The organism is Streptomyces spinosus (genome assembly GCF_020400655.1).
GTDB lineage: Bacteria > Actinomycetota > Actinomycetes > Streptomycetales > Streptomycetaceae > Streptomyces > Streptomyces argyrophylli.
In genome coordinates this window covers 130,074-151,423 of the sequence record NZ_JAINRC010000006.1, presented here as the reverse complement: position 1 = coordinate 151,423, position 21,350 = coordinate 130,074, and the positions used below count along the sequence as shown (strand labels likewise).

The 21,350-nt window shown below is 73.9% G+C and carries 16 protein-coding genes and 1 pseudogene; 16 read left to right on the top strand and 1 reads right to left on the bottom strand.

Annotated features, from left to right (window positions below):
* Positions 1 to 7: 7 nt before the first annotated feature.
* Positions 8 to 1,351: a crotonyl-CoA carboxylase/reductase gene (ccrA, locus tag LG395_RS13705; protein WP_225809580.1), complete on the bottom strand. Its 1,344-nt coding sequence runs from the start codon at positions 1,349 to 1,351 to the stop codon at positions 8 to 10.
* A 339-nt stretch (positions 1,352 to 1,690) separates the two neighbouring features.
* Here ccrA and LG395_RS13700 point away from each other — a divergent pair, with 339 nt between their 5' ends.
* The 16 genes and pseudogenes from LG395_RS13700 to LG395_RS13625 all read left to right on the top strand — a co-directional run bounded on the left by LG395_RS13700 (position 1,691) and on the right by LG395_RS13625 (position 21,289).
* Entirely contained in the window at positions 1,691 to 2,005 is a 315-nt protein-coding gene (locus tag LG395_RS13700; protein WP_225809579.1) for a helix-turn-helix domain-containing protein, read from the top strand.
* Entirely contained in the window at positions 2,002 to 3,624 is a 1,623-nt protein-coding gene (locus LG395_RS13695; protein WP_225809578.1) for a helix-turn-helix domain-containing protein, read from the top strand. The genes LG395_RS13700 and LG395_RS13695 overlap by 4 nt, the downstream gene beginning before the upstream one ends.
* Before the next feature lie 53 nt (positions 3,625 to 3,677).
* A complete protein-coding gene (locus tag LG395_RS13690) occupies positions 3,678 to 4,253 on the top strand; it encodes a helix-turn-helix domain-containing protein (RefSeq protein WP_225809577.1) in 576 nt (191 codons plus the stop codon).
* A gap of 75 nt (positions 4,254 to 4,328) precedes the next feature.
* Positions 4,329 to 4,508: pseudogene (locus tag LG395_RS13685) on the top strand (DUF4232 domain-containing protein); the annotation flags it as partial.
* A gap of 178 nt (positions 4,509 to 4,686) precedes the next feature.
* A complete protein-coding gene (locus LG395_RS41155; RefSeq protein ID WP_308071247.1) occupies positions 4,687 to 5,751 on the top strand; it encodes a helix-turn-helix transcriptional regulator in 1,065 nt (354 codons plus the stop codon).
* A 229-nt stretch (positions 5,752 to 5,980) separates the two neighbouring features.
* Positions 5,981 to 7,234 carry a L,D-transpeptidase gene (locus LG395_RS13675; RefSeq protein WP_225809576.1) on the top strand — a complete coding sequence of 418 codons (1,254 nt, stop codon included), beginning with the start codon at positions 5,981 to 5,983 and terminating at the stop codon, positions 7,232 to 7,234.
* A gap of 129 nt (positions 7,235 to 7,363) precedes the next feature.
* Positions 7,364 to 8,428 (top strand): sodium:calcium antiporter, encoded by a 1,065-nt coding sequence (locus LG395_RS13670; RefSeq protein WP_225809575.1) that lies wholly within the window; start codon positions 7,364 to 7,366, stop codon positions 8,426 to 8,428.
* A gap of 377 nt (positions 8,429 to 8,805) precedes the next feature.
* Positions 8,806 to 9,657 carry a class I SAM-dependent methyltransferase gene (locus LG395_RS13665; RefSeq protein ID WP_225809574.1) on the top strand — a complete coding sequence of 284 codons (852 nt, stop codon included), beginning with the start codon at positions 8,806 to 8,808 and terminating at the stop codon, positions 9,655 to 9,657.
* A gap of 341 nt (positions 9,658 to 9,998) precedes the next feature.
* Entirely contained in the window at positions 9,999 to 10,991 is a 993-nt protein-coding gene (bdeA, locus tag LG395_RS13660) for a bis(hydroxyethyl) terephthalate hydrolase (protein ID WP_225809573.1), read from the top strand.
* A 301-nt stretch (positions 10,992 to 11,292) separates the two neighbouring features.
* Positions 11,293 to 14,538, top strand: a complete 3,246-nt coding sequence (locus LG395_RS13655; protein WP_225809572.1) for a helix-turn-helix transcriptional regulator — start codon at positions 11,293 to 11,295, stop codon at positions 14,536 to 14,538.
* A gap of 66 nt (positions 14,539 to 14,604) precedes the next feature.
* Complete coding sequence (locus LG395_RS13650) at positions 14,605 to 15,867, top strand: PucR family transcriptional regulator (RefSeq protein WP_225809571.1); 1,263 nt, start codon at positions 14,605 to 14,607, stop codon at positions 15,865 to 15,867.
* Positions 15,868 to 16,431: 564 nt separating this feature from the next.
* On the top strand, positions 16,432 to 17,202 hold the full coding sequence (locus LG395_RS13645; protein ID WP_225809570.1) for an ABC transporter ATP-binding protein: 771 nt from the start codon (positions 16,432 to 16,434) through the stop codon (positions 17,200 to 17,202).
* A complete protein-coding gene (locus LG395_RS13640) occupies positions 17,199 to 17,978 on the top strand; it encodes an ABC transporter ATP-binding protein (protein ID WP_225809569.1) in 780 nt (259 codons plus the stop codon). The genes LG395_RS13645 and LG395_RS13640 overlap by 4 nt, the downstream gene beginning before the upstream one ends.
* Positions 17,975 to 18,871, top strand: coding sequence for a branched-chain amino acid ABC transporter permease (locus LG395_RS13635; protein ID WP_225809568.1), 897 nt, complete (start codon positions 17,975 to 17,977; stop codon positions 18,869 to 18,871). Before LG395_RS13640 ends, LG395_RS13635 begins: the two co-directional genes overlap by 4 nt.
* Positions 18,864 to 20,021, top strand: coding sequence for a branched-chain amino acid ABC transporter permease (locus tag LG395_RS13630; protein WP_225809567.1), 1,158 nt, complete (start codon positions 18,864 to 18,866; stop codon positions 20,019 to 20,021). The genes LG395_RS13635 and LG395_RS13630 overlap by 8 nt, the downstream gene beginning before the upstream one ends.
* Positions 20,018 to 21,289 (top strand): ABC transporter substrate-binding protein, encoded by a 1,272-nt coding sequence (locus LG395_RS13625; protein WP_225809566.1) that lies wholly within the window; start codon positions 20,018 to 20,020, stop codon positions 21,287 to 21,289. The genes LG395_RS13630 and LG395_RS13625 overlap by 4 nt, the downstream gene beginning before the upstream one ends.
* Positions 21,290 to 21,350 lie beyond the last annotated feature (61 nt).

The following is a 21,350-nucleotide window of genomic DNA, read 5'->3' as shown; positions in this document are numbered from 1 at the left end:
ACAGCCTTCAGGGCGCGACTGTCCGGAAGCGGTTGATGGCGTCGATGTGCCGCGCGCGCATCTCCTCGTCGCGCACGCCCAGGCCCTCCTCGGGGGCGAGGCAGAGCACGCCGACCTTGCCCTGGTGCAGGTTGCGGTGCACGTCGTAGGCGGCCTGCCCGGTGTCCTCCAGGGAGTAGACCTTGGAGAGCGTCGGGTGGATCCTGCCCTTGGCGATGAGGCGGTTGGCCTCCCATGCCTCGCGGTAGTTGGCGAAGTGCGAGCCGATGATCCGCTTCAGGGACATCCACAGGTAGCGGTTGTCGTACTCGTGCAGGTAGCCCGAGGTGGAGGCGCAGGTGGTGATGGTGCCGCCCTTGCGGGTGACGTAGACGCTCGCGCCGAAGGTCTCGCGGCCGGGGTGCTCGAAGACGATGTCGACGTCCTCGCCGCCGGTCAGCTCGCGGATGTGCTTGCCGAACCGCTTCCACTCCTTCGGATCCTGGGTGTGCTCGTCCTTCCAGAACCGGTAGCCCTCGGCGGTACGGTCGATGACCAGCTCCGCGCCCATCCGCCGGCAGAGCTCGGCCTTCTGCGGGCTGGAGACCACGCAGACGGGCGTCGCGCCGCCGGCGAGGGCCAGCTGCGTGGCGTACGAGCCGAGGCCACCGCTCGCGCCCCAGACGAGCACGTTGTCGCCCTGTTTCATGCCGGCGCCGTTGCGGGAGACCAGCTGGCGGTACGCCGTGGAGTTGACCAGGCCCGGGGCGGCGGCCTCCTCCCAGCTGAGGTGCTTCGGCTTGGGCATCAGCTGGTTGGACTTGACCAGGGCGATCTCGGCGAGGCCGCCGAAGTTGGTCTCGTAGCCCCAGATGCGCTGCTCGGGGTCGAGCATGGTGTCGTCGTGGCCGTCGGACGATTCCAGCTCGACGGAGAGGCAGTGCGCGACGACCTCGTCGCCGGGCTTCCAGGCGTTGACGCCGGGGCCGGTGCGCAGGACGACGCCCGCGAGGTCGGAGCCGATGACGTGGTACGGCAGGTCGTGCCGCCTCGCCAGCTCGTTGGTGCGCCCGTAGCGCTCCAGGAAGCCGAAGGTCGGCAGCGGCTCGAAGATGGCGGACCAGACGGTGTTGTAGTTGACCGAGGAGGCCATCACGGCCACCAGGGCCTCACCCGGGCCGACGTCCGGCACGCGTACCTCCTGGACGGACAGGGACTTGCGCGGGTCCTTGTCCTCCGTCCGCATGCCTTCGAACATGCCGGTGTTCTCCTTCTGGATGACAACACCGCGATAACTGCTCGGCAGCCGAAGGGCTTCGAAGTCCCGAGGTCCCGCCTCCCCGGAAAGAACGGCTCCAATGATCTCTTCCACTGGTTTCCTCCGGGAGGCAGACGTCGTTCTCGGCGCTTCCCGGGAAACGTAATTCCGCCCGCCGGACCCGAAACACCCTTAACCACATCCGGTCACCCCCGGGAAAAGACGACCGGACGTTGCCTCTAGGGGGCACACCCCAGGCCGGGCCGGCGGTTTCCAGGGGGACAATCCGGTGTCAAGTGGGGCAGTGGCGGGCAAGCGGGTTTCTTCACGGCAGCCGCAGTCTTCGCCCAGGGGCGTTCGACCGGCCGCACCCCTCTTCGCGCCCGCGCCCTTCCTACAGAGATCATGCGTCTTCCGCATGACGAATGTGCACGGCGTGCTAGGTTCGGCCTCATGAGTATCGGATCGGCCGAGCGAGTGCGGTCCGCGGTGGCCGCGTTGCTGCACGCGACCGGCGAGTCGCAGACCGCTCTCGCCGCCGCGCTCGGGGTGAGCCAGGCGCAGGTCAGCCGCCGCCAGTCCGGGACCGCGGCCTGGAGCCTGGCCGATTGCGACGCGGTCGCCGCACACTACGGTGTGGACGTCCTCGACCTCCTCGCCGGACCCACCCGCGCCGTCGAGGCCCTGCCCACGGCACGCCGTCGTCTCCCCGGCGGCCGCCCCGCCACCGCCCGCCCCGCGGCCGTACCGGACGGGGGAACCCGATGACGGACTTCGACGCGATCGACGCCCTGCTCGCCGGTGCCAGGCAGGAAGTCCCGCTGCCGCCCGCCGCGGAGCGGCGCGCCCTGCGCGAGGGACTGAACCTCTCCCGCACCCAGCTCGCGCGGGCCCTTCAGGTGAGCCCGTCCACGGTCGCGGGCTGGGAGTCCGGACGCGACCCGAGCGGTGAAGTCCGGGAGAAGTACGCGTACTTCCTGAAGGGAGCGCGGACGAAGCTGTCGGCGTCGGACCCGGCCGGGAAGCCGGCCGAGGCCGAAACGCAGGTGGCCGGACCGCCGGAGGCCGGACCGACGGTGGCCGGACCGGCGGTGGCCGGACCGGCCGGGACCGACCAGCAGCACCGCCACGGTGACGAGCACGGCAGCGGCGACGGCGGTGATGGCGGCGACGGCGGTGACGGCGGCGACGAGGACGTGGTGGCCCTGTCCGCCCCCCAGCCCTGCGTCCTGTGCGGACGTCCCGCCCGCCACCAGGTCGCCGGATTCGCCCAGCACCTGGACCCCGCGCACTGCGGCACACCCGAGCGCACACCTACGACCCGCCAGGCGCCGCCGGCCGCGCCCCCGCCCCCGCCCGCCTCCGCACACCCCCGTCCGCGGACAGGCGGCGGTGTCAAGGTCGTCACCGCCGGCCGCCGGCTCAAGACCGCCGACGACCCCGACCTGATCGCCGCCGCCGTGTCGGCCGCCCTCGACCAGCACGGCGGTGACGTCGAGGCGGCGACCGCCGCGCTGGTCAGGCGTGCCATCCCGGACGCGATGGCGTTGCTGGACCAGACCCGCAAGGGCGGCCGGTACGACATCGTCGCGCACCCCTGGCTGCCCGACGTCCTGCGCAAGCAGACCTCGCGCGGCCCGGACCAGATCTGGGAGGCCCGCCCCAAGTGGACGCGCGCCGAACTGCCGCCCGGTGAGTTCGAGGTCACGGCGCTCGACGTCAACGGCGCCTACCTGTCCGCGCTCAAGACGCACCTGCCGCTCGGCCAGCTGGAGCACTCCACCGGCAACCAGCACGACCGCCGCCGCGCCGGCGTGCACCTGATCACCCCGCCCGCCTGGGAGCACGACGCCTACCTGCCCAACCCCATCGGCAGCCGCGACGAGCCGGGCCCGCTCTGGGTGACCGAGCCGACCCTGCGCCTGCTGCTGCGCCTGTCGGGACCGAAGTACGGCCTGTGCGACCCCCCGGAGATCCACGAGTCCTGGACCTCCGGAGCCACCGAGGGCCTGCTGGAGAAGTTCCGCGTGGCGCTGAAGGACGCCCGGGACCGGGCGATCGCCCACGACGACGACGTCACCCTGGAGTACGTCAAGGCCATGTACTCCAAGTTCGTCTCCACCATGGGGGAGTCGAACTACAACCGGGAGCTGTACCGCACCGACTGGATGCACCTGATCCGCTCGCAGGCCTTCGCGAACCTGTGGTGGAAAGCGCACCGCGCCTACGACGAGGGGCTGATGGTCGTCCGCGCGATGGGCACCGACGAACTCCACGTGATCGGCGACTGGCGCGCGGTCTTCCCCGAGGGGCGCGGGGTCAGCGAGGTGAAGGTGAAGGACGTGTACACCGTCGGCACCCCGGTCGCGGCCGACCGGGACGTGTAGCGTGACGCGTACGTGAAGTCGTATCGGCTCGAAGGGCGGCAGGAGACAGGGAGATGCCGGAGAGGACGCTCAACTTCGGCGCGTACGGGGCGCGTGGCATCAAGGGGTACGAGGCCGTCGCCCGGCAGCTGGACGCGCTGGCCGGGTTCGTCGCCACCCCGGTCACGGCCCGGCGCGGCCTGCTCGCCCGCCTGCGCTACCTCACCCGCAGCGACCAGTCCCGCCAGGCGGCCCGCGCGGCCGGCCTGACCGTCACCGACCGCACGCTCAGGGCCTGGCTGCGGGGCGAACGGAACCCCTCGAACAGGAACTTGGAGCGGATCGAGACGGCGTACCGGGCGGTCCGCCGCCAGAACGTCGCGCGCTACCTGGTGGCGCGCCTCAACCGCGAGGGCCGTGGCACCCGCGTGGAGTTCCACCCGCTCAACCAGTCCCAGGTCCTCCGTCCCCGCCAGCGGGTGGTCGCCTACCGCACGCTCAACGTCCGCCGCTGGGACCGCATCGTCGAGGCGTGGGCGGCGGGCGACGCGCAGGCGCTGGACGACGCCTGGATCTACGACGCGGTGGTGGACCTCGGGTCCGAGTGGGGCCAGTACGAGTACGTCACCAACATCGGCTTCGCCGCCTGATCCCCGCGGACGGGGGCCGGTCGACCGGGCGCCGACGCCGGGTGGACAGGCGGTCCCGCGCGGCAAAGATCAGGCATGTGCCAGGACGTCACCACGCACGTCATACGCGACCGCGGCCGGGCCGCGCTGATCACCCTCAGGCCGGGCCGGAGCGCCTACGCCCGGCTGCACTGGGAGGTCGTGGCGGGCGCCGGCGAGCCGACGAAGGCGGAGAAGGACCCGACGCGGCTGGAGGTCACCCCGCCCGCCGAGGGCACCGGCCGAGGTACTGACCGGCACACCGTCATCGACCCGGGGTGCTGCGGCGGCAGGAACCCGGCCGGTTTGCCACATGTGCTCCCGTTCGAGCCGCCCCCGGCACCGCCGTGCGGCTCCGCGACCGGCACACGTGTGCACCGGATACACTGCCCCGACCGGTCTGTGGTGGGGGTGCGTGGTGCTGGAGGCCCTGGGTCTGGACGAGCGTGCCGAGACCGCCTATCTCGCACTGGTCGACAACCGTTCTCTCACCGTGCCCGAGCTGGCCGCGCTGACGCGCGCGGACCGGCAGGACCTGGAGGGCGCGCTGGCCCGGCTGGAGAGCGGGGGTCTGATCGCCCGGGTCCCCGGCCGCCCGCCCCGGTACACGGCACTGCCGCCGGAGCACGCGGTGGAGGTGCTGCTGCTCGCCCGTGAACGTGACATCCAGCGGGTCAGGGCCCTCGCGCAGCGCCTGGGCGAACGCCATCACCGGGCCAGGGGCGGACAGGACTCCGCGTCGCCGATCGAGGTGATCACGGGCGTGGACGGCGTGGCACGCTGCGGTGAGCAGCTGTTCCGCCGGGCCGAACGCGAGATCCGCGGTATCGACGCGCCGCCCTACGCGGTGCCGGGGGACGGCGGCCGGGTCAACTCGGTCGTCAACATCACCGGCCGGCAGATCAGCAGCCGTTTCATCCACGGCCGGGACGCCCTCGACCTGCCGGGCGTGGTGAGCCGGATCGAGCGGGACGTCGCGGCCGGCGAGGCGGTACGGGTGGTGCCCCGGGCGCCGATGAAGCTGCTGCTCGCGGACGACCAGGCGGGGCTGATCCCGCTGGTGTCGACCCCTCGGGTGCTGGACACCTGCGTCCTGGTGCACCCCTCGTCCCTGCTCGACGCGCTGAGCGTGCTCTTCGAGACCCTGTGGGAGCAGGCGCAGCCCTTCGTGCCGGACCGTGCGGGCCCTGACGGCGGAGGTGACTTCGTCAGCGAGGAGGAGCGGCGCATCGTGTCCCTGCTGGGCCTCGGGCTGCCCGACGAGGCGATCGCCCGTCACCTGGGCATCGGGCACCGCACGGTGCAGCGGCGGGTGCAGGCGCTCCTGGGGCGGCTCGGTGCCACCAGCCGGTTCCAGGCCGGCGTGCTGGCGGCTCGGCGGGGCTGGTGGAGACCAGACGAGGAGTCGCGGGGCGGGGAGTCGCGGGACGAGGGACGCCAGGCCGGGACCGGCGAGGGCCGGGCGACGACCGGGCTGTGACCGGGCGGTGCTCATGCCGGCACCGGTGCCTATGCCGGTGGCGGCGCCCGAGCCGTGCCGCCCGTCCCCGAGCCCGTGCCGGAGGCCGGAGAGATCTCGATGACGTGCTCGTTGCCATGCGTGGCCTTCACCACTTTTTGCCCCTTTTCGGGAAGAGGTATGCCTATAAGTGATGGCATGGCTGGTTGCACTCCTCGGCGATCAGCGCAGGGATGCACAGACCAGTGACATGGAGAAGCGCTTGATCACGCTGTTCACAAGTCGCACCGGGCTGAGGGCCACGACCGGCGTACTCGGCGGCGTACTCGCGATCACGGCCCTCGGCGGCACGAGCCACGCCGCCACCACCAGCGGCAACGACGCCGGGAACACCCCGCAACCGCAGCCGCGGGTGACGCAGACGGCCGCTCCGGAGGCGTCCGACGCCCGCGTGAAGATCACGCCCGGGGAAGGCGCCCACAACGTCGGGATCGACGCCCCGGTCCGGGTGACCGTGAGCAAGGGCAAGCTCACCAAGGTGACCATGACCGCCGTCGCGACCGGCGCCGAGATCCCGGGCACCCTGTCCGCGGACGGCACCTCCTGGAAGCCGAACGGCCGGCTGGAGCGTGCCACCAAGTACCAGATCGCCGCGGACGCCGAGGACGCCAAGGGCCGCTCCGCCACCGGTAACGCCACGATCACCACGGTCTCCCCGAACGACCTCATCGGGCAGCTCTCCCCCCTGGACGGCTCGACCGTCGGCGTGGGCATGCCGGTGACGTTCACCTTCGGCAAGGCGGTCGGCGACAAGGCCGCCGTCGAGTCGGAGATTCAGGTCGGCTCCAGCAGCGGCCAGCAGGTCGTCGGTCACTGGCTCAACGACCACCGCCTGGACTTCCGCCCCGAGAAGTACTGGAAGCCCGGCTCCACCGTCACGGTCACGCTCACCCGCCAGGGCGTCCGGAAGACGGTCACGTTCAAGATCGGCCGCAGCCAGATCAGCACCGTCGACGCCAAGACCAAGCGGATGACCGTCGTACGCGACGGCAAGACCATCAGGACCATCCCGGTCTCGTCCGGCAGCGCCGAGCACCCGACGTACAACGGTCAGATGGTGATCTCCGAGAAGTTCGGGCACGTCCACATGAACGGGGCGAGCGTCGGCCTCACGGAGAAGGACGGCAAGCCCTCGTACGACATCAAGGCCGTGCCGCACGCCATGCGGCTGACCGACTCGGGCACGTTCATCCACGGCAACTACTGGGCCGCCGACTCCGTCTTCGGCCACGTGAACACCAGCCACGGCTGCGTGGGCCTGAAGGACGTCCGCGGCGGCGACGACGGCAAGCAGCCCGCCGCGTGGTTCTTCGACCAGTCGATGATCGGCGACGTCGTGATCGTCAAGAACTCCGGCGACAAGACCACGCCGGCCCCGGACAACGGGCTCAGCGACTGGAACGTGCCGTGGAAGGAGTGGGTCGCGGGCAGCCCGTCCGCCTGACCCGGACACCACGCCACTTCCCGGCCGGCGGAACCGGCATCCCTTCCGCCGGGCCGTGGCCGACATCCTGGGCGTGACGTCCCGCGTACCCGCCGGTTCCCTCCCGGACCGGCGGGTACTTGCTGCGTCATGGGATCTTTGGGTTCACCGGTGCTGCTGGTGTTGTTCGTGGCCAGCGCGGCTGTCATCTGGTTCGCGGGTGTCAAACTGTCGGACACCACCGATGTGCTCGCCGAACGGCTTCACCTCGGCAGCGCGCTGGGCGGTCTGATCCTGCTGGCGATCGCGACGAACCTCCCCGAGATCGCGATCACGGCGAGTGCGGCGATGGCCGGCCAGCTCGATGTCGCGGTCGGCAACATCCTGGGCGGCATCGCCATCCAGACCATCGTCCTGGCGGTGCTGGACGCGGCCGGGGTCCGCCCGCGCGCCCCGCTGACCCGGCTCGCGGCCAGTCTGCAACTGGTCCTGGAGGGGGCCATGGTGGTGGTCGTCCTGGCCGTCGTGGTGATGGGCACCCAGCTCTCCCCGAGTCTGCACGCCGCCCGCCTGGCCCCGGCGTCCGTCGCGATCGCCGTCCTGTGGGTGACCGGACTGATCCTGCTCGACCGGGCCGGCCGGGGTCTGCCGTGGCGGGAGGGCGGCGACGCCCCGGACAGCCAGCCCGAGCCACGCGGCCACTCCAAGGCCAAGAAGGAGAAGGCCGCCGTCGACAAGGGCGTGAGCACCGCGCGGGCCGGGCTGGTGTTCGGCGTGTCCGCGCTGGCCACGCTCGTGGCCGGTGTCGTGATCGAGCGCAGCGGCGAGGAGTTCTTCGCCCGTCAGGGACTGAGCGGTGTGCTGTTCGGCGCGACCGTGCTGGCGGCGGCCACCTCCCTGCCCGAGGTCAGCACCGGCCTGACCTCCACCAAGCTGGGCGACTACCAGCTCGCCGTCAGCGACATCTTCGGCGGCAACGCCTTCCTGCCCGTGCTGTTCCTGCTCGCCACCGTCATCTCAGGCAAGCCGGTCCTGCCGGCCGCGCACGACACCGACATCTACCTCACCGCGCTCGGGATCATCCTGACCGTGGTCTACATGGCGGGACTGATCTTCCGTCCGCGCCGCCAGTACGCGCGCATGGGCGTCGACAGCATCGCCGCGGTGGTGATCTACCTCGTCGGCATCGCCGGACTGGCCACCATCGCCACGTGAGCGCAGGCGCCCGTGTCCCACGTCCCGTGACGCCGTCGGGCGCCGGCCCGGTGGCGAGCACTTCCGGGCGACAGGGGGCCCGCGCACCGGTCCGGCGTGGTCCGCGAGCCGTCCGGGCGGCCGGGGAATGTCCGGCGGGTGGGTGTGGTTGCACAAGCCGTGGTGGTGAAGGGGACTGTGTCCCCGGGCCTCATCCATTGCCTGCGGGGACGATCGTCCGGCTGAAGCCCCGCAGAGCCTTTCGCCGCGTAGGCGACCACCCCTTCACGACCACGCGTTCCACGGGTCCAGCCCCGGCCGGCGGCCACGCCGGCCGGGGCTGTCCCATGCCCGGCCGCGCCATTCGTCCGGCGGCGCCGTTCATCTAGGCTGGCGCGATGACTGGTGAGCGGGAGCGGGTGCGGCCGTCCGGAGTGTGGGCCACGGCGGTGGGGGTGGCCAGGGTGCGGGCGCTGGAGACCGAGCGGGACGACGCCCTGTTCCGCGACCCACTGGCACGGGCCTTCGCCGCCGCCGGTGGCCTGTGGCCCTCCTCGCGGCCGCTGCCCGACGACGAGGCCGCGCGCCGGCGCCGGCTGGCCGTGTCGTTCTCCATCGTCATCAGGACGAAGTTCCTCGACGATCTGCTGCGGCAGGCCTCCGCGTCCGGCATCCGGCAGGTCGTGCTGCTCGGTGCCGGCATGGACAGCCGGGCCTTCCGGATGGACTGGCCCGAGGGCACCCGGCTGTTCGAGGTCGACACCGCCGCGCCCCTGGACTTCAAGGCTTCGGTGCTGCGCCAGGAGCGGGCCGTCGCGCGCTGCGAGCGGATCACCGTCGCGGTGGATCTGCGTGAGGACTGGCCGGCCGCGCTGGCCGCCGCAGGACACGACCCGGCCGTGCCGACCGTGTGGATCGCCGAAGGACTGCTGATCTATCTGCCCGAGGACGCCGTGGAGCTCCTGCTGGCACGGATCGGCGCGCAGTCGGCGGCAGGCAGTCGGATGGGGCTGACCTTGGGCTCGCCCGGCGTGATCGAGCGCTTCGGCGCGGACGCGGAGCCGGGATCGGCGGCGTCCATGTGGGTCTCGGAGATGCCCGACGATCCGGTGGGCTGGCTGGCCGGGCACGGCTGGGAGGCCGCCTGCCACACCCTGCGTGAGCGTGCCGCCGCCTACGGCCGCCCGATCGGCACCCCGCCGCGGCGCGAGGAGCGGCCCGGCGGGCTGATCTCGGCGGTCCGCCGGTAAGGCGCCTCCGTTCGGGCCGGCGACCGTTCGACCGCCCGGCGGCGGCGAGGAGCACGAATCCCGGGGTGCTTCGGCGGCTGGCCGTGGGCCGGGTGGGCCGGACGGCGGACGGCGGTCGCGAGGGGCTTCCGAGGGCACCTCGGGAGCGGACCCGGCCGAGTGGGGCGTGGCCCGCCGGGCGCGTGTGCGACGAGACCGGTGACATTGCCGGTCCCGTCATGCCCGCCCGGCGTCGACAGTGACACCGCCAGCCCCCATGGCGGTGCCCTTCGCCGTCGGACGCATGTGCGTGCCGGCGACGCGTAACGGGCAGCTCGCCGCGACAGAGAGGACGACTCGTCGTGCAGCACCCGCACACCAGCACCACGTCACCGGTCCACCACCCGCACACCGGCACCACGTCACCGGTCCACCACCCCCGCCCGGACCTCCCCGCCCCGCGCACCAGCCGTCGTGGCCGTCGTACCGGACGGCTCGCGGCCCTCGCCGCCGCCGTCAGCGCCGTGTTCGGTCTGACCACACTCGGCGGGCCGGCGGCGCACGGCGCGGACAACCCGTTCGAGCGTGGTCCCGCGCCGACCGAATCGAGCATCGAGGCGCTCCGCGGGCCGTACGCGGTGTCGGAGACCACCGTCTCCCGGCTCGCCGTCAGCGGATTCGGCGGGGGCACCATCTACTACCCGACCAGCACCGCCGACGGCACCTTCGGGGCCGTGGCCGTCTCGCCCGGCTACACCGGCACCCAGTCCTCCATCTCGTGGCTGGGCCCGCGCCTGGCGTCACAGGGGTTCGTGGTCTTCACCATCGACACGCTCACCACGCTGGACCAGCCGGACTCCCGGGGCAACCAGCTCCTCGCCGCGCTCGACTACCTGACGAGCAGCAGCTCGGTCCGCGGTCGTATCGACTCCACCCGGCTCGGCGTGATGGGCCACTCGATGGGCGGCGGCGGCACCCTGGAGGCCGCGAAGACGCGCCCCTCGCTGCAGGCGGCGATCCCGCTGACCCCGTGGAACCTCGACAAGACCTGGCCCGAGATCAGGACACCCACTCTGATCTTCGGTGCCGACGGTGACACGATCGCTCCCGTCGCGACCCACGCCGAACCTTTCTACTCCACTCTCCCCAGCTCCCTCGACCGCGCCTACCTGGAGCTGAACGGCGCCACCCACTTCACGCCCAACACCTCGAACACCACGATCGCGAAGTACAGCGTGTCGTGGCTGAAGCGGTTCATCGACAACGACACCCGCTACGAGCAGTTCCTGTGCCCGCTGCCGCGGCCCAGCCTGACCATCGAGGAGTACCGGGGCAACTGCCCGCACACCGGCTGACCGCGTGCGCGTGCCCGTGGACTGACGGTACGTCCGTGACCCGGCGGCGGTCGCCCCTGACGGCGGCCGCCGCCGGCGTTGTGCCGGAGCACCGTTCGCAGCCGTGCGCGGTGTGCCGCCGCACAGACCGCTCCCCGCCCGGCGGCCCGGAACGCGCAGGTGATGTCCCCGAGGGCGGGTGCGGGGGGCCCGGACGCACGGCTTCCACGTTGTTTAACGCGTCAGTAAGGTCGTGGGAATGACCGGACAGACGCCTCTGGGAATCGCCTCACCGCGGTACCGGCCGGGTCCGCAACGGCACGTGACGGCAGCGTTGTGGGACCGGCTGCGTGGCGGCGGTGCCTGTGCCGTGACCGGCGAGCCGGGGGGTGGCCGCTCGGCCTTCCTCACCCACGCCGCCCGCGCGTTCACCGCCGGGCCCGTCGTGACCGTACGCGCTCGTGCCGGGGAGTTCCGGGAGCCGCTGAGCGCGATCCGCTCACTGTGCCAGGCGGCCGGGACCACCGTCGCCGGCGCCGCCGACCCGGTGCGGGAACTCGTCGGAGCGCTGCGGTCCACGGTCGCGCCCCGGGCCGTTCTCCTGTGCGTCGACGACGCCCACCTGTGGGACGCCGCCTCCCGGTCCGCACTCGGCCGACTCGCCGCCGACCTGTCCGAGGGGGGCCGCGCCGCCCTCCTGCTCACCGTCGCCGGACACCGCCCCGTGGATCCGGAGTTCGCCGGCCTGCCGCTGCTGCGCCTGGCTCCCCTGTCCCCGCCGGACGCCGCGGCCCTGCTGGACGACATCGCACAGGACGGGCTCGACCCCGGGGTGCGCGACGAGATCTCGGCCGCGGCGCAGGGCAACCCGGCCCTCCTGCTGAGGGTGTTCCACCATCTGACCCCGGCCCAGCTGCGTGGGCTCGCGCCCCTGCCGCGGCCCGTGGTCGATGCCGAGACGCTGACCGCGCTGGCCGGCAGCCGCCTCACCGAGGCGCTTCCCGGGCAACGCGACCTTCTGCTCGTCACCGCCGCCGCCTCACAGGTGACGGGGGAGGCCACCGTCGACGCCGATCTCGCGTTGCGCGCGGCCGGGCGGCTCTCCGAGGGCGCGTACCGCGACCCGGTTCCGTACGACGGCGGTGACGGCGGTGCCAGTGGTGACGGCGCTGACCGCGGTGACGGCGCTGACCGCGGTGACGGCCGGCTCTCACCGTCCGCCGTCCCGCTGCCCGAGTTGCTGCATGCCCGTGACGGCCGGATCGCCTTCCGCAGCACGTTGTTGTGCCGCACGGTGTACGCCGACGCGCCGGACGAACGGCGCCGTGCCGCCCACGACGCCCTCGCCCGTGCCCTGCCCGACGGACGCGGTCTCATCGCGCTGCTGCACCGCTCGTGGGCCGTCACCGGTCCGGCTCCGTCGCCGGCGTCCGACCTCGCCGCCACGGCCCAGGCGGAACCGGCGGTCTCACCCGCACTGCGCTGCACGGCACTCACCCGCGCCGCCGACCTCGCCGCGGACAGCGTTCGGCAGGTCCGGTGGTACACGGCCGCCGCCGAACAGGCCCTGCTGGCCGGGCAGTCCGACCGGGCCCTGCGGCTGCTCGACACGGCCCGCGACCGTCCGGCGCCGTCGACGGTACGCGCGCGTGCGGAGCTGCTGCGCGGAACGGTGCTGCGGTGGGACGGTCCCGTCGACGACGCCCGTGAGACCTTGCTGCTCGCCGCGGAGTTGTTCGCTCCGCACGACCCCGGGCGGTCCGCCGAGGCCGCATCGGCCGCCGCGGACGCCGCCTGGGCGGCGGGGGACGTGGCGGCGTGCCTGAGCGCGCTGACGGTGCGGGGTCCGGTCCCGGACCGCCCGTGGTCCGGCGCTCACAGCGGGGGAGACGCGAACGGCGCGGGTGGCGGGGCACGGTCGCCCGGGGACCGGAGCCCCCTCCCGTTCCCCGGTCCCGGCTCGGCGGGCGAGCCGGCCGGCACCGGCGTACCGTTCGTGGACCCGTCCGTGGACCCGTCCGTGGTCCTGCACGACCACCGGACGGGCATGCGGGCCGTCCTGCAAGGCCGCTTCGACCTGGCCGCCGCACCCCTGAGGCGGGTGGTGGACCGGGCGTGGACGACGGCCGAGGGAGACCGGTCGACGCGCTGTGCCGGCGATGGTGTCGACGGGTTCGCGTGTGGTGCCGGCGATGGTGTCGACGGGTTCGTGTGTGGTGTCGACGGGTTCGCGTGTGGTGCCGGCGACGGTGTTGACAGGCTTGCGTGTGGTGCCGGCCGTCATGACGGCCGGTTCGCGGGCACGGCCGACCACCCCCGGCAGGCACACCTCACACCCGCCCCCGGTCAGTTCTCCCACCAGGCCGGGCCCCTTCGACCGCCCCCGCTCTCACTCCCGCCCTTACCCGGCACCCCCGACACGCTCCTGCGGGCGGCCTCCGCTGCGCTGCTGCTCGGTGACACCACCGCCGCCCGGCGCGCCGGTGCGCGGGCGCTCGCGGTGGCTCGTGCGGACGGGGCCGCGGCGCACGAGGCACGGGCCCTGGAGTTCCTCGCGTACGGCGAACTCCGGGCGGGACGGCACGCGTCGGCCCGAGTCCACGCCGAGGAGGGCCTGAGCAGCGCGTACCGCACGGGGCAGCGCAACACGGCCGCCCATCACCACGCCGTACTGGCCCTGGCGGCGTCGATCGAGGGTGAGGCGCAGACCGTCGCCGAGCACGTGACCGCCGCGCTGGCCACCGCCCGACGCCACGGGCTGGCGCAGGCCGCCGCGCTGGCCCAGTGGGCCGCCGCCCGCGCCGATCTGGGCCACGGCCGTCCGCGTGAGGCCGCCGAGCGGCTCGGCCCGCTGGTGCGGCCCGGCCCGGGACGCGGGCACTTCGCCGTCTGGATGCTCGCCGTGCCGTGTTACGTCGAGGCGTGCGCGCTGGCCGGACAGCCGGACGAGGCCCGGGAGGCGGTCGAGGACTTCGCGCGCTGGGCGGCGTGTGACGCCGACCGTCAGGCCCCGGCCCAACTCCTGCGCTGCCGCGCCCTGCTGGCCGCGCCCGAGCCGGCCGACGCGCTGTACCGGGAGGCCCTGCGGCGGCACGGGGAGGCCGCCGGTGACTTCGAGCGCGCCCGCACCGAGTTGCTGTACGGCAAGTGGCTGCGCAGACGACGCCGGCTGCGCGAGGCGCGCGGCCATCTGCGGGCCGCCCTGCTCGGTTTCGAACGCTGCGGGGCTCGGCCGTGGGCGCAGCAGGCGGCGGCCGAGCTGCGGGCGAACGGCGTGGCCGGGACGGCGGTGACCACCGCAGCGGGCGCGGCGGTGCGAGGGGGCGGCGCCTCGGCCTCCGGCGGCATGGCGCCGGACGGGCTGGACCGGCTCACCCCGCAGCAGTTGCGCATCGCCCGCCGTGTCGCCCAGGGCCTGACCAACCGGGAGGTGGCGCTGAGCCTGTCGGTGAGCACCCGCACCGTCGACTACCACCTGCGCAACGTCTTCGCCGCCCTCGGTGTCCGCTCCCGGGTGGAGCTGGTACGCCTGGTGGAGCGGGCGGAGAAGACCGGTGCACAACTCTAGGGACCGACCGGACGGTATGTCATTCTTCGGAGCACGACGCGTCAGCCGACCCTGGGGGAGACCTCCATGCGCCCTGCCGTACGGCCAAGACCCGCGTTCCGCCCGGGACCCCAGCCGGCACCCCGGCCGCGCGCCCCGCACACCCGGTCGCTGATCGACGCCGAGGCCCTGCGGGTGCTGCACCGCGCCGCCCGGGCGCTGCTGGACGACCTGCCCGGTCTCACCGACCGGCTGGTCTGCGCCCTGCGGGAGAGGGAACCGGCCTACCGGGCCGCGCTGGACGACGACCACCCGGGCGTCTGGCACGAGGTGCAGCGCTCGTTGCGGCACAGCGTCTCCTCGTTGCTCGACCCGCGCGGCACCCGCGACTCCGCGCACCGCTGTTCCTGGCACATCGGGGTCGGCCGTGCCGAACAGGGGCTGCCGCTGGACGCGCTGCTGCACGCCTTCCGGCTCGGCGGCTCGCTGGTGTGGCAGGAACTCGTCGACGTCACCTCCCGCACCGCTCCGGAGGACGTACGGCTGCTAGTGCATGTGGCCGGCGACGTCTGGGACTTCGTCGACGAACACTGCACGCTCGTCGCGGAGGCCTACCGGCAGACCGAGCGGCGCCTCGCGTGGCGGCGCGAGAACCGGGTGCGGCTGCTGGCCGCCGCGCTGCTGGACGGTACCGGCCGCATCGCCGACCTGCCGGAGACCGCGCAGGCCCTCGGGCTGCCCGAGCAGGGGCGGTACGTCGTCGTCGCGGTCGCGGGCGAGCGGTCCGCCGAAGCCGTACGGGCCTTGCTGGCGCCGAGTGCGCGGGTCCACTGGCACACCGGGCCGGAGACGGACCACGCCATCGTGCTGGTCGAGGACGGCGTCGTACCGGTGCCGGACCGGACGCCGCCCGGGCTGCGCGTCGGGATCGGCCTCTCCGTCGACGGACTGGCCGGCGTCGGCGAGGCGCGCCGGCTGGCGGAGACCGCCCTGCGGCTGTGCGGCGACGCGGGCGGCACGGTACGGCTCGACGAGCACCTGCCCGAGGCGCTCGTCGTGTCCTGCCCGGAGCTCGCCGGTCTGCTCGTGGAGCGCGCGTTCGGCCCGCTCGCCCAGCTGGAACCGGCCGACGCGGAGGTGCTGCTGGACACGCTCGCCGCCTGGCTGGCCTGCGACGGCTCCGCCCAGCGGGCGAGCAGGGGGCTGTACTGCCACCGCAACACCGTCCTGAACCGTCTGCGCCGCTACGAGCAGCTGACCGGCCGTTCCCTGTCCCGCCCCGCCGACCTGGTGGAGATCGCCCTGGCCCTGACCGCCCGCCGGCTCGCCCCCCACCGGCCGACCTCCTGACCACCCGGCGACTGGACCGGTACTGCCCTCGCCGCCCCGCCCCGCGAACCATCCCCGCCCCGCCCCGCGAACCAACCCCTGCCCCGCCCCGCGAACCATCCCTGCCCCGCCCGCCGGCACCGCCCGCACCGGCCCCGCCTGCCGACACCGCCCGCACCGGCCCCGACCACGGCCGACCCGGCCCCACCGGCCTGCCGCGCACGGCTCGCGACCGGCCCGGCCCCACCGGCCTGCCCCGCACGCCTCGCGACCGGTCCCGCCCGCCCCGCACGCCTCGCCACCGGCCCTGCCCGCCCGCCCCGCACGCCTCGCCACCAGCCCCGCACTCGTGCGCTCCCCACCCCGCCCGACGCCCCCCACACCCTCACCACCACCCCACACGCCCGCCCCCCACCCCACCCCCTGGGCACCCGCACACCTCCCCGGCGTGCTCGTTGGGCCTCCGCACCGACCGTGCCCGCGTGCCTGTCCCCGCTGTCGTCGCCCGTGGTCTCGTGAGCCACCCAGCCCCAGCACCAAGGACCAAGGCCGGGCCGTGTGCCGGGCCGGACCTGAGGAGCCGCGATGCCCGAAGCACCACCGGACGACCCGCCCGCCCTGCGCGTCGAGCACGTGGACGTGACGTACGGCCGCGCCGTCTCCGTCCTGCGCGACGTGTCCCTGACCGTGCCGCACGACGGCGTGGTCGCGCTGCTCGGCGCCAACGGCGCCGGGAAGACCACGCTGCTGCGCGCCCTGTCGGGCACGCTGCGTCTGCACCGGGGCGCGATCAGCGCCGGCCGTGTCCGCTACGGCGGCACCGTCCTCGACGGCCGCGACCCCGTCGCCGCGGTACGGGCCGGCGTGGTGCAGGTGCCCGAGGGGCGGCGGGTCTTCACCGGCCTCACCGTCGACGAGAACCTGCGCAGCGGCGGCCTCGGTCTCAGCCGTCGCCGCCCCGCCCAGGTCGCCGAGGCCCGCGACCGCGTCTTCACGCTGTTCCCGCGGCTGGCCGAACGCCGCCGGCAGGCCGCCGGGCTGCTGTCCGGCGGTGAGCAGCAGATGCTGGCCATCGGCCGCGCCCTCATGGCCGCACCGCGTCTGCTGCTGCTGGACGAACCGTCGCTCGGCCTCGCCCCGCTCATGGTGGACCGGATCGGCGAGGTCATCCGCGAGATCCACGCCCAGGGCACCGCCGTGCTGCTGGTGGAGCAGAACGCCGGAATGGCCCTGTCCCTCGCCGACCACGCCCATGTCCTGGAGACCGGGGAGGTGCGGCTGTCCGGTCCCGCCGCCGCTCTCGCCGGCACGGACGCGGTGCGCCGGCTCTACCTGGGCGAGGAGGGGGCCGCATGACCGTCCCCGTCCTGCGCGTGCGGGACGTCACCGTCCGGTTCGCCGGGCTCACCGCCCTGGACGCGGTCTCCTTCACCGTCGCGCCCGGCACGGTGCACGCCCTCATCGGGCCCAACGGCGCCGGCAAGTCCACCTGCTTCAACGTCCTGTCCGGTCTCGCCCGCCCCGCGAGCGGCACGGTCCGGCTCGACGGCACGGACCTGACCCGGCTCGCCCCGCACCGCATCGCCGCGCTCGGCGTGGCCCGCACCTTCCAGAACATCGTCACCACCGCGGGCACGGTCGCCGACAACCTGATGCTCGGCCGGCACCTCCACGCCCGGGCCGACTTCCTCGCGAGCGCCCTGCGGCTGCCGTGGGCGGTGCGCGAGGAGCGGGCCCACCTCTCCCACGCCCGGCGGATCGCCGAACTGACCGGACTGGGCGCCTGCTTCGACAGCCCGGTGGGCCTGCTGTCGTACGGCGACCGCAAGCGGGTGGAGCTGGCCCGCGCCCTGTGCCTGGAACCGCGCGTGCTGCTCCTGGACGAACCGGTGGCCGGCATGAACGCCGCCGAACGCGCCCGCGCCGCCGAGGTCATAGGGCGGATCCGCGCCGAACTCGACCTGTCCGTCCTGCTGGTGGAGCACGACATGGGCCTGGTGATGCGCCTCGCCGACGAGGTGACGGTCCTCGACTTCGGCCGTCGTATCGCCCACGGCACACCGGACGAGGTCCGCCGCGATCCCGAGGTGCTGCGCGCCTACCTCGGCACACCGCGGGAGGGAGCCGCGTGACCGGTCTTCTCGACGACCTGCTGGGCGGCCTCGCCCTCGGCGCGGTCTACGCTCTGGTCGCACTCGGCTTCGTCGTCATCTTCAAGGCGTCGGGCGTGCTGAACTTCGCCCACGGCTCCCTGCTCCTGCTCGGCGGCTACCTCACCGCCGTCCTGCACGACGACATCGGCTTCGCCGGAGCCCTCGCGGCGGGCGTCCTCGTCACCGCCCTCCTCGCCGGCGGCATCGACCGGCTGCTGCTGCGACGCGGAGACCCGGACCCGCACACCGCGCACGTCCAGACCATCGTCACGATCGGTGTCGACATGGTGCTGCTCACCGACCTGTCCCGGCGCATCGGCGGCGACCTGCTGCCGCTGGGCGATCCCTGGGGCGACGCGGTGACCCGGGTCGGGCCGGTGACGGTCGCCGACAGCCGGCTCGCCGCGATCGCGGTGTCCGCCGTGGCCATCGCCGTCGTCTTCGGCCTGTTCCGCTACACCCGCTGGGGGCTGTCCCTGCGGGCCGCCGGAGAGGACCTGGAGGCGGCCGCGCTCATGGGCGTACGCCTGTCCCGGGTGCGTACGCTCGCCTGGTGCCTGGCGGGTGCGCTGGCCGCGCTGGCGGCGGTGTTCCTCGCCGCGTTCCCCGCCCCGGGCCTGGAGCGCACCACCGGGCAGATCGCGCTGAAGGCGTTCCCGGCCGCCGTTCTCGGCGGCATGACCTCGCCGGCCGGCGCGCTCGCCGGCAGCCTGCTGATCGGGCTGACGGAGGCGCTGGTCGCCGGCCACCAGTCGGAACTGAGCCTGCTGGGCGAGGGGTTCGGCGATGTCGCCCCCTACGCCGTGATGGTCCTGGTCCTGCTGGTCAGGCCCACCGGACTGTTCGGCGCGAAGGGAGCGGCCCGTGTCTGAGCGCCGTCCGCCGAAACCGGCCCGGACCCTCCTGGCCGCGCTCGTCCTGTGCGTTCCCCCGTTCTACCTGGACGCCTTCTGGCTGCGCGTCGGCCTGTTCGCGGTGGCCGCCGCCATCGGCGCCGTAGGGCTGTCGCTGCTCAGCGGCACGGCCGGCCAGCTCTCCCTCGGCCACGCCTTCTTCCTCGCGGTCGGCGCCTACGGCTACACGTGGCTGGCCGGCGAACCGGGGCCGGGGCTGCCGACGGCCGTCGCCGCCGTCCTCGCGGTGCTGCTGGCGGGGGCCGCGGGCGGTCTGTTCAGCCCCGTCGCCGGCCGGGTGCGCGGCATCTACCTGGGCGTGGCCACGCTCGCCCTGGTCTTCCTCGGTCACCACGTGCTGCTCACCGCGGACTCCGTCACCGGCGGCTTCAACGGCCGCTCCGTGCCGCCGCTGCGTCTGGGCGGCTTCGGCTTCACGGCGGACGACCCCGAACCGACCGTGCTGGGAGTGCCGTTCGGTGCCGAGGAACGCCTGTGGTTCCTGGCCGTGGCCCTGCTGGGGCTGACCTGGTTCACCGGCCGGGGCCTGGTGCGCTCCCGCCCCGGCCGGGCCCTCGCGGCGCTGCGGGACAGCGAGATCGCGGCCTGCGTGATGGGCGTGGACGTGGCCCGTCACCGTGCCGCCGCCTTCGTCGTGTCGTCGATGTACGCGGGGACGGCCGGCGTCCTGCTGGCCCTGGTCTTCCGGCGTGTCGTCCCCGACTACTTCTCCCTCGCCCTCTCGGTCGACTACCTCGCCATGATCGTGCTCGGCGGTCTCGGCTCGGTCGCCGGGGCCACGGCGGGCGCGGTCTTCGTCACCGCGCTGCCCCTGCTGCTGACCCGGTACGCCGACCAGTTGCCCCTGGTGGCGGCCCCGGGCTCCGCCGACGGCACGGTCGGTCCGACGGAAGCGGCCCGCTACCTGTACGGGGCCGCCATCGTCGTCGTCCTGCTCCACGCCCCCGACGGCCTGCACGGCCTCACCCGCCGCCTGCGCGCCCGCGTCCGGCGCGGCCCGCGCGCCCGCCCGTCCCCGCATCCGTCCCCGCATCCGTCCGGGCATCCGCCCGCACATCCGTCCGCACACCCCGTCGCACCCGTACGACCCGAGGAGCAGACCCCGTGAACACCCCGCACCCCGGACACCGTGTCACCACGACCGTCCTCGCCGGAGCCCTGGCCCTGCTGGTCGCCGCCACCGGATGCAGCGCCAAGGCGGGCGGCACGAGCGGCAGCGAAGGCGCCGACGGCGTCCGCACCGGCCCCGGAGTCACCGCCGGGACCATCCGGCTGGGCGCCCTCACCGACCTGACCGGTCCCTACGCCACCCTCGGCAAGAGCATCGTCCAGGCCCAGCAGATGTGGGCCGACGAGACCAACGCGGCCGGCGGCATCTGCGGCCGCAAGGTGAAGATCATCGTCAAGGACCACGGGTACGACGTCCAGAAGGCGGTCACCGCCTACGCCGACATCTCTCCCGACGTCGTCGCCCTGCCGCAGGTCATCGGCTCACCCGTGGTCGCCGCCCTCCTCGACGACGTCCAGCGCGACCACCTGCTCACCTTTCCGCAGGCCTGGGCCGCCTCCCTGCTCGGGAAGGACTCCGTCCAGGTCCTCGGCACCACCTACGACCTCGACATGATCGCCGCCGTCGACTTCCTCACCCGCACGAGGAAACTGGGCAAGGGCGACACCATCGGCCACGTCTACTTCGAGGGGGACTACGGCGCCAACGCCCTGGAGGGATCCACCTGGGCGGCTAGGAAGGCGGGCGTGAAGGTCGTCGGACAGAAGATCAAGGCGACCGACACCGATCTGTCCGCACAGGTCTCGGCGCTGCGCAAGGAGCGGGTGAAGGCGATCCTGGTCAGCGCCGGGCCCGCGCAGACGGCGTCCCTCGTCGGTGTCGCCGCATCCCGCGGCCTGCGCGTCCCCGTCGTCAGCAGTGCCCCGGGCTTCGCCCCGCAGCTGATGAAGACCCCGGCCGCGCCGGCGCTGACCGCGATGCTCCACGTGATCAGCTCCGCTCCCGCGGTCAGCTCCGGCCTCCCCGGCGTACGGCGGATGGTGACGGCCTACCAGGACAGGTATCCCGGCTCGCCCGTCGACTCGGGCGTGCTGTCCGGCTACAACGCCGCCAAGCTGCTCGGCGCCGACCTGAAGAAGGCCTGCGCCGCGGGCAGTCTCGCCCGCGAGGACGTCGTCAAGGCGCACCGTGCGCAGCGTGCCGCCGACACCGGTCTCGGCGTCCCGCTGGACTTCTCCGACGTGACCCGTCCCGCGAGCGTCGCCGTGTACACGCTCAAGCCGGACGCGGAGGCGCCGGGCGGCCTGGTGGGCGCGGAGGACGCGCACCGGATACCGGGGGCGGAGGAGTACCTGGCCGGGCACTGATCCGGGGCCGCGCGGGCAGGGCGGTGCCGGACCCCGGGTGCCGCCGCCCCGCCGGCGTGGC